This is a genomic window from Tabrizicola sp. (assembly GCF_030694085.1).
Taxonomy (GTDB): Bacteria; Pseudomonadota; Alphaproteobacteria; order Rhodobacterales; family Rhodobacteraceae; genus Tabrizicola.
Window position 1 is genome coordinate 34,554 of record NZ_JAUXZE010000077.1, and the last position, 6,000, is coordinate 40,553.

A 6,000-nucleotide genomic window follows, 5' to 3' on the forward strand; every position below is an offset into this window, starting at 1 on the left:
CGAAGCGGAATTGAAGAAGCCGAATTAGAGCATAACACGAACATTTATCTGCAAGGTTCAAGCTGCCCCCTGAGCATGGCATAATCCGCAAGCCAGCCGATGATGACTGCGTCTTCGGGCAGAGCCTCAACTTCATCCGCCACCCGCCGCTGCTCTTCACGGCTGTATTCGACTACAGGCGGGCAGTATGTTCGTGCGCCGTGCTCAGAACTCCCCGTCGCGTGGCCGGTCAAGAAGATCATCCCGACTGCGAGGACGGCGTGCCGCTTCTTCGAGCATCTGGCGTTGAGCATGAGTGACAGCCTTCAGGGTTTCGAACCGTTCGGCTGCGCGACCAGCGCGCTCGCCAGCACGGCGCAGGTTGAAGAGGAACAGCACGGCGGTCAGAGCGGCGAGCGCCGCTCCGATGATCCGCCGCGCCCAAGGTCGGGTGAATAGCGCGGCCAGCATGGTGCCCAGCATCACCGCATCCCCCTGCGCCAGTCATCGACCCGGGCCCAGATCGCCACGCTAATGCCTGACAGCGCGAGCGCGATGAAGATCCAGCGCAAGCTTTCGAGATGGGGTACAAGCGGCAGCACCGCCCCCCTGCACCTCTGCGAGGAATTCCTGCGCGACATCGACAGCCGCCGCGCCCATGGTCGCAACCCCTGCTGACCCTGCGCCCCGCAATTTCCGGCTTTCGGCCAAACTTCGCGGGCGGGCGGTAGTTCCCGTGCAAAGGGCACCGCCCGTGCTGGGAACTCCTCGCCCCAAGTCCGCGCTGGCCCAAGGTCGATGTGCATGAAACCGGACCGGGGATAATACCCAATGCCGAGGAATCCCACCTCCCGCGCGGCTTTCTCGAAGGCGACTGGATCGTGGTTCGCCATTGCAATGTCGAAGGCCGTGCCGTCCGTATGCTTCGACCCCTTCGCGCCGCCCACTGCACGGTTGTGTTCGGGCGAACGATAAGCAGAGCGGACGATCAGCGGCTTGCCCAGCCGATCGCGCAGGGCCGGCAGCTTGTCCATGGCCTCAGGGTGGAGCTTTAATTGCCCGGTGCCGCGACAGGCAATCTCCGCTGGTGAAAAGTTCCCCCAGCGCCAGGCGCTCTCCGGCACTTCGCGGAAATGGCGGAACGTTCGGATCGATTCAGGCATGACGCCCTCTTGTTGAGATGGATAGAAAAAAGCCGGCGGTATCCAGCCCGCGCATTAGTTTTTGTTCACCGACGTCTTCAGACCTCGTGCCCACCCTTGGGCGCCCAGTTTGCAACAAACGCCTTGGCGTTCCTGACTGCTGCCCGAGAGCAGGCGCAGCTTCGTGACGCGGAGGTCATATCCATAGAGTGCGCAATTGGCGGGAATCACGGTCTCGCGCGGGACGGTGTATTCGCCGGGCTGAATGATGGTGACGGCGGCCTGACCGAGGGCGGCTGCACGGGCGAGGCCTTCGGCGACGGTGGCCAGCGGCACGGTAAGCGAAGTTCCGGCATTGCTGTCGCGGCCTTCCATGGTGACATAGAAGGTGCGGGCGACGGGGACGGAGGCCAGCGGCAGGCGTTCGAGGCTGGCGATCTCGATATCGGTCTGGTGCCCCGTGCCGAACACCTCGACCCAAGGCAGGGCATAGCGCGCGCCGGTGGGCACGATCACCTCGGCGGGGCCTGCGCCGGGCGGGGCGACCGAGGTGCGGATCGTGCGGCGGTCGGAGGCGAGTGTCAAAGTAGTGTCGGTGGTGATCGCCGTAATGGAAATCCGCACCTTGTCGGGCCCCAGCCAGTCAATGCCGCAGGAAATGGCATAATTGGCGGGATCGGGTGTCTCGGCCGGTTGCGCACGAGCCAGCGCGCGCGGGCGGTAATGTCCGGACCGGATGCTGCAATCAGCGCATTCACATGGGCCCGCGTCGCCTGGAACCCTCGCAGCCGTCGGTGGTGCTGACCCGCATCGAAGCCGCCGATGAAGGCGCCCAAGCGCTGCCGCCAGTTCGTATCACCGATCTGATCGACCGATACATCGAGGTACACGTGCCGCATCTGGCGAAGGTGAGCGCCGCAGATCAGCGCTCAATGATGGAAAGGCTCATTGCACCCGCTTGGGGCAAGATGCTGGTCGCCGAAGTCAGCGCTTATGACGTGAAACTGCTGCTGACGAAGATTGCGGATGGGCACGAAAGACCCTCGAAAGCAAAACCCAAGAACCGGGTCCGGAAGTTGCAGGGTGCCAAGCCCACGCCCGTGCGCGCAAATCCTGTTGGCGAGGTTGTCCGGAAGATGTTCGCCTATGCCGCAAAGTGGGGCTGGCGTGATGACAATCCCGCCATGGGCTTTCTTCGTCGAATGGAAACGCCGCGCGAAAGATTTCTCTCACAAGAAGAAATCCCACGTCTTGCCGCGGCGCTCGATGCGGCCGACGACATGCGTGCTGCATATGTCATCCTACTGTGCGTGCTGACAGGTGCCCGCGTTGGGGAGGTGCGACAGGCGAAGTTCGAGGGCTTCAATCTCGAGCGCCCGACATGGACAAAGCCTGCGACCACGACGAAGCAGCGCCGCGTGCACCGTGTGCCGATCTCCGACGAGGCAGCAACGATAGTACGGCTACGCCGTCAGAATGTCTTTCCAGACTGCCCTTGGCATTTTCCGGGAGACACGCTGGGCCAACCTGTGCAGGAGGTCCGGCGGTTCTGGCGCCGAATTCAGGCCGACGCCGGTATCGAGGACGTGCGCATCCATGATTTGCGCCATACCTTTGCCTCTCTGCTGGTAAGCGGCGGCGCATCGCTTGAGATGATCGGCAAGCTGCTTGGTCACAGCCAGATGCAAACGACCCAGCGTTATGCGCATCTGATGGACACACCCCTGCGCGCAGGCGTGAATGCTGTGGCGAGTGCCTTCACGCCAAAGCCACGCCTCGTCCACAGTGCTGACCCAACGTCTGCGACGCCGTTATCCCAGAGCAGACGGAAGCGTTCTAGCGCTTCGGTTTCTTGAATTTCAGAGCCGCAAGAATGGGTTTAAGCCGCCTACCGATGACGTTCTCATCTGGGAAGCGCCATCTTCGGATCGGGCATCGAACCAATCCTGAAGTTCTCGGATCCAGGCGGATTGCGAAGGCAGCAGGCCTTCTTCGAAGACGCGACGCGTGATTTCGGCATTCATTCCTGGCCAATCGTAGTCGCACTCTTCGCTGAGCCCACCGCCCACTGCTATCCTGCCGAAAAGATCATGCGTGTCCTCGAAGCGCTGCACATCTTCGCCCAGCAGCAACACATCCCCGACGGATATCAAGACGCCCTCGACCGGCGCGGTGATGTAGAGCCATTCGGTTTCTTCCAGCGGCCTGGTGCGCTGATGTGCTGATGGCGGCCCCGTCCCGCACGCCGGAATATCGGCAGGATGTCCATGGGCTGTTTCTGGACAAGTCCACCGGCTTAGGGCGGCCACGTCGTTACCGGCGGCCCCTTGCCGCCATACCAAAAGAGCAAATCAATCTTCTTTGGTTTGTAAGAGCTATCGCATTTGGTCGCGCTGCGTTGACGTAGAGCCAACGTAATGCGTCCGGTGGGTTTGTTGCCATAAGTCAGCGGCTCGAGACGCGGTGCATGTTGGCTTGTGTAGGCCAAAACACTGCCTCCAAGGCGAGCCTTCAGTTGTGGTCGGGCTGGTGAAGGCATAAAACGTCTTCGTCTTGGCTACGGCCCTGGGTGCAGGGATTGTTGATGATAAACACGCTACAAGCTGGTCGATTCATGGCGGCAATGGCTGTCGTTTTGCATCATGCGGTTATCAGTGTGGCGGCGTTCGTCGAAACTCCACCTTGGTTTGTGTACAGCCTTCTTGAGTATGGCTACCTTGGCGTTGATTTCTTTTTTGTTCTATCCGGGTTCATCATTCACTACACGATGTCACTCAAGCCAAGGCCTGCACCTCAATTTGCACTCGATCGTCTTGGGCGGATACTTTTACCGTATTGGCCGGTTGGTGTGGCTCTTGCAGTTGCTTACACTCTGCTACCTGCCCTGAGTGACAGTGGACGGAGCTGGAGCTGGCTTTCAACTCTCACGTTAATCCCGACTGAAGCACCCCCCGCACTCAGCGTGGCGTGGACATTGCAGCACGAGCTGGTTTTTTACCTCATCTACGCAACGCTCTTCTTCACAAGCCAGATATCTTCAGGATTGGCTCTGTGGGGTTTGGCGATCATTCTAGGCCCCATCTGGTTGGCCCCGGAACTGCCAGTTCTGAAGATTGCCCTTGCTCCGATAAACCTTGAATTCATAGCGGGCGTGGCGGCCGCGTCATTTTTCCTCTCAAAGCACAAGACATCTACAGCTTGGTCAGTAAGCTTATCTTCTTTGTTTCTTTTTGCTTTTCTGGTCTTGGGCGCTGACCGAGATGAAAGTGCGTTGATTGGGCTTTCCATAGCTTCCTTGTTGCCATGTCTTTGTAGATTCGAGGAGGCAGGGCGGTTCTTTGTACCGTCCTGGCTCGTGTTCGGTGGAGCCGCATCGTACGCGATTTATCTGACGCACAATCCACTTCTTTCCCTGACGTCGCGTGCTTTTGGTCTTTTGGGTTCTGAATGGTTGATCGCCATCATTGCATCTGTGATTGTTTGCACTTTTGTTGGGGTTCTGTATTACGCAACTTTTGAGCGTCCAATAATGCAAATTTACAAGAGAATTCAAAATAATTCTTTATCTTTGCGAATGTAAGCTTAATATGATTATGATCGAGATTGTATCTTCATTTATGGATGCCTGCTTACCTCAACGCCACATCAACACCCGAATGAGTGTCCTTGAGCGTCACATCGGAACCCAAAAGGATAATTGACTTTGCTCGAAGTCGTGCACTGATGCGCATCGACACGCACTTCGTGGACATTAATCCCGTACAAATTAACCGTTGGGCTCCTATTGGGCACTTACCTTATTCGATAAGGCCACGCTTCCGCGGTGCCCGAAAGTCTTGATCTTACCGTTAGAAGCGCAACACATCGCCCGCGTCCAGTGCAAGTTGTGAGGTTTGCAGACGGAATGTCACTGTATCGCGCACGGTCCATGCTTCCATCAGAATGAGTGGACAGAGTTGCTCAACCTTCTCTGGTGGAACGCCAAGCCGTCATCGACGAAATTGCGAGCTGAAGCAGTGCAATTGATTAAACTGGCGATCTTTACCACTGAGTGGGAGGCCATGGTGCCAGAAGATGGAAAACCATAGCGTCCGTGCGGATTGCCGCAACTCCTGGGAAGATGTTCGCATTCTGTGGCTGCGGCGAAAGAAGCACCATCAAACGCGTGATCCATCCCATCTCCTGAACCGCAAGACCTGCGTCTCCGTATCACGCATATTCTGCAATGATCGCCCGTGTCGTCTGAACCGCTGCCGCCAGTTCCGCTCGGTCAGCTTCTCTGAGTCCCAGCCCCACCGGATCGAAGGATAATTGACTTGCTCCGGCACTACCCGCAGCAGCCCGAGCCGCTCGGCCACGCGCCCGACCTGGGATTTCAGGCTTTGGAACATGTGGCTCCGTGAGGGGCTCTTCAGCTGGTGCCTTTGCAGCTCCCTGCGCTCCCGCAGCCGCCCGCACCTCTTGCAGTTCCAGTTTCAGCTTTTCCATGGCCTCCCTTGTCTCAGACATCTGGCGATCTCGCCGCAGCCCGTCCTCGTCAGGGTATGGGAAACTCCCCGCCTGACCTGCGTGCAGCACCCGTAGCGCTGGATCCTCGAAATACTTGATTCGCCGCGCCCGAATCGGCATCTGCGCGTCGATCACAAGGATCACCTCGTCGAGGTCCATGCGCCGGGCCTGATCCTCGGTCAGGAGCTGAGTGTCCTCTGTCCGCTCGGAAACGCTGCGCCCCTCAAAGGGATTGCGACCAACGGCGCGGGACCGCGTGACCACGCGCTTGGTGGTCTTGCCCACGGCCTGGCTTAACTCTTCGATGGTCTTCTGCTCGGACGGGGTGAGGTAGAGCTTCACGCCCGCGCCGCCCTGCAGGGAACGGCGC

The 6,000-nt window shown here is 58.9% G+C and carries 7 protein-coding genes and 2 pseudogenes; 2 read left to right on the top strand and 7 right to left on the bottom strand.

All coding sequences use genetic code 11. The features are described from left to right. Nucleotides 1-204: 204 nt before the first annotated feature. From Q8M85_RS18215 to Q8M85_RS18230, 4 genes and pseudogenes are all read right to left on the bottom strand, one after another. Nucleotides 205-462 carry a hypothetical protein gene (locus tag Q8M85_RS18215; RefSeq protein ID WP_305547216.1) on the bottom strand — a complete coding sequence of 86 codons (258 nt, stop codon included), beginning with the start codon at nt 460-462 and terminating at the stop codon, nt 205-207. Then, a complete protein-coding gene (locus Q8M85_RS18220; protein ID WP_305547218.1) occupies nt 462-1,142 on the bottom strand; it encodes a D-Ala-D-Ala carboxypeptidase family metallohydrolase in 681 nt (226 codons plus the stop codon). Before Q8M85_RS18220 ends, Q8M85_RS18215 begins: the two co-directional genes overlap by 1 nt. A 54-nt stretch (nt 1,143-1,196) precedes the next feature. Continuing rightward, nucleotides 1,197-1,745, bottom strand: a complete 549-nt coding sequence (locus Q8M85_RS18225) for a hypothetical protein (protein WP_305547219.1) — start codon at nt 1,743-1,745, stop codon at nt 1,197-1,199. A gap of 68 nt (nt 1,746-1,813) precedes the next feature. Further along, a pseudogene (locus tag Q8M85_RS18230) lies at nt 1,814-2,020 on the bottom strand (hypothetical protein); the annotation flags it as partial. Here Q8M85_RS18230 and Q8M85_RS18235 point away from each other — a divergent pair. Further along, a complete protein-coding gene (locus Q8M85_RS18235; protein WP_371135305.1) occupies nt 1,919-2,977 on the top strand; it encodes a tyrosine-type recombinase/integrase in 1,059 nt (352 codons plus the stop codon). The pseudogene Q8M85_RS18230 and the gene Q8M85_RS18235 sit on opposite strands and share 102 nt — an antisense overlap. Before the next feature lie 3 nt (nt 2,978-2,980). Here Q8M85_RS18235 and Q8M85_RS18240 read toward each other — a convergent pair whose 3' ends face one another. Beyond that, nucleotides 2,981-3,430 (bottom strand): hypothetical protein, encoded by a 450-nt coding sequence (locus tag Q8M85_RS18240; protein WP_305547221.1) that lies wholly within the window; start codon nt 3,428-3,430, stop codon nt 2,981-2,983. 275 nt (nt 3,431-3,705) lie between these two features. On the opposite strand from Q8M85_RS18240, the gene Q8M85_RS18245 reads away from it, so the two are divergent. Continuing rightward, nucleotides 3,706-4,701, top strand: a complete 996-nt coding sequence (locus tag Q8M85_RS18245; RefSeq protein WP_305547223.1) for an acyltransferase — start codon at nt 3,706-3,708, stop codon at nt 4,699-4,701. Nucleotides 4,702-4,969: 268 nt separating this feature from the next. Here the strand turns inward: Q8M85_RS18245 and Q8M85_RS23445 are convergent. Continuing rightward, nucleotides 4,970-5,083 (bottom strand): annotated as a pseudogene (locus Q8M85_RS23445) (phage tail protein); the annotation flags it as partial. A gap of 247 nt (nt 5,084-5,330) precedes the next feature. Further along, nucleotides 5,331-6,000, bottom strand: a 670-nt coding sequence (locus tag Q8M85_RS18250; RefSeq protein ID WP_305547225.1) for a type IV secretory system conjugative DNA transfer family protein, incomplete at its 5' end; no start/stop codon positions are given.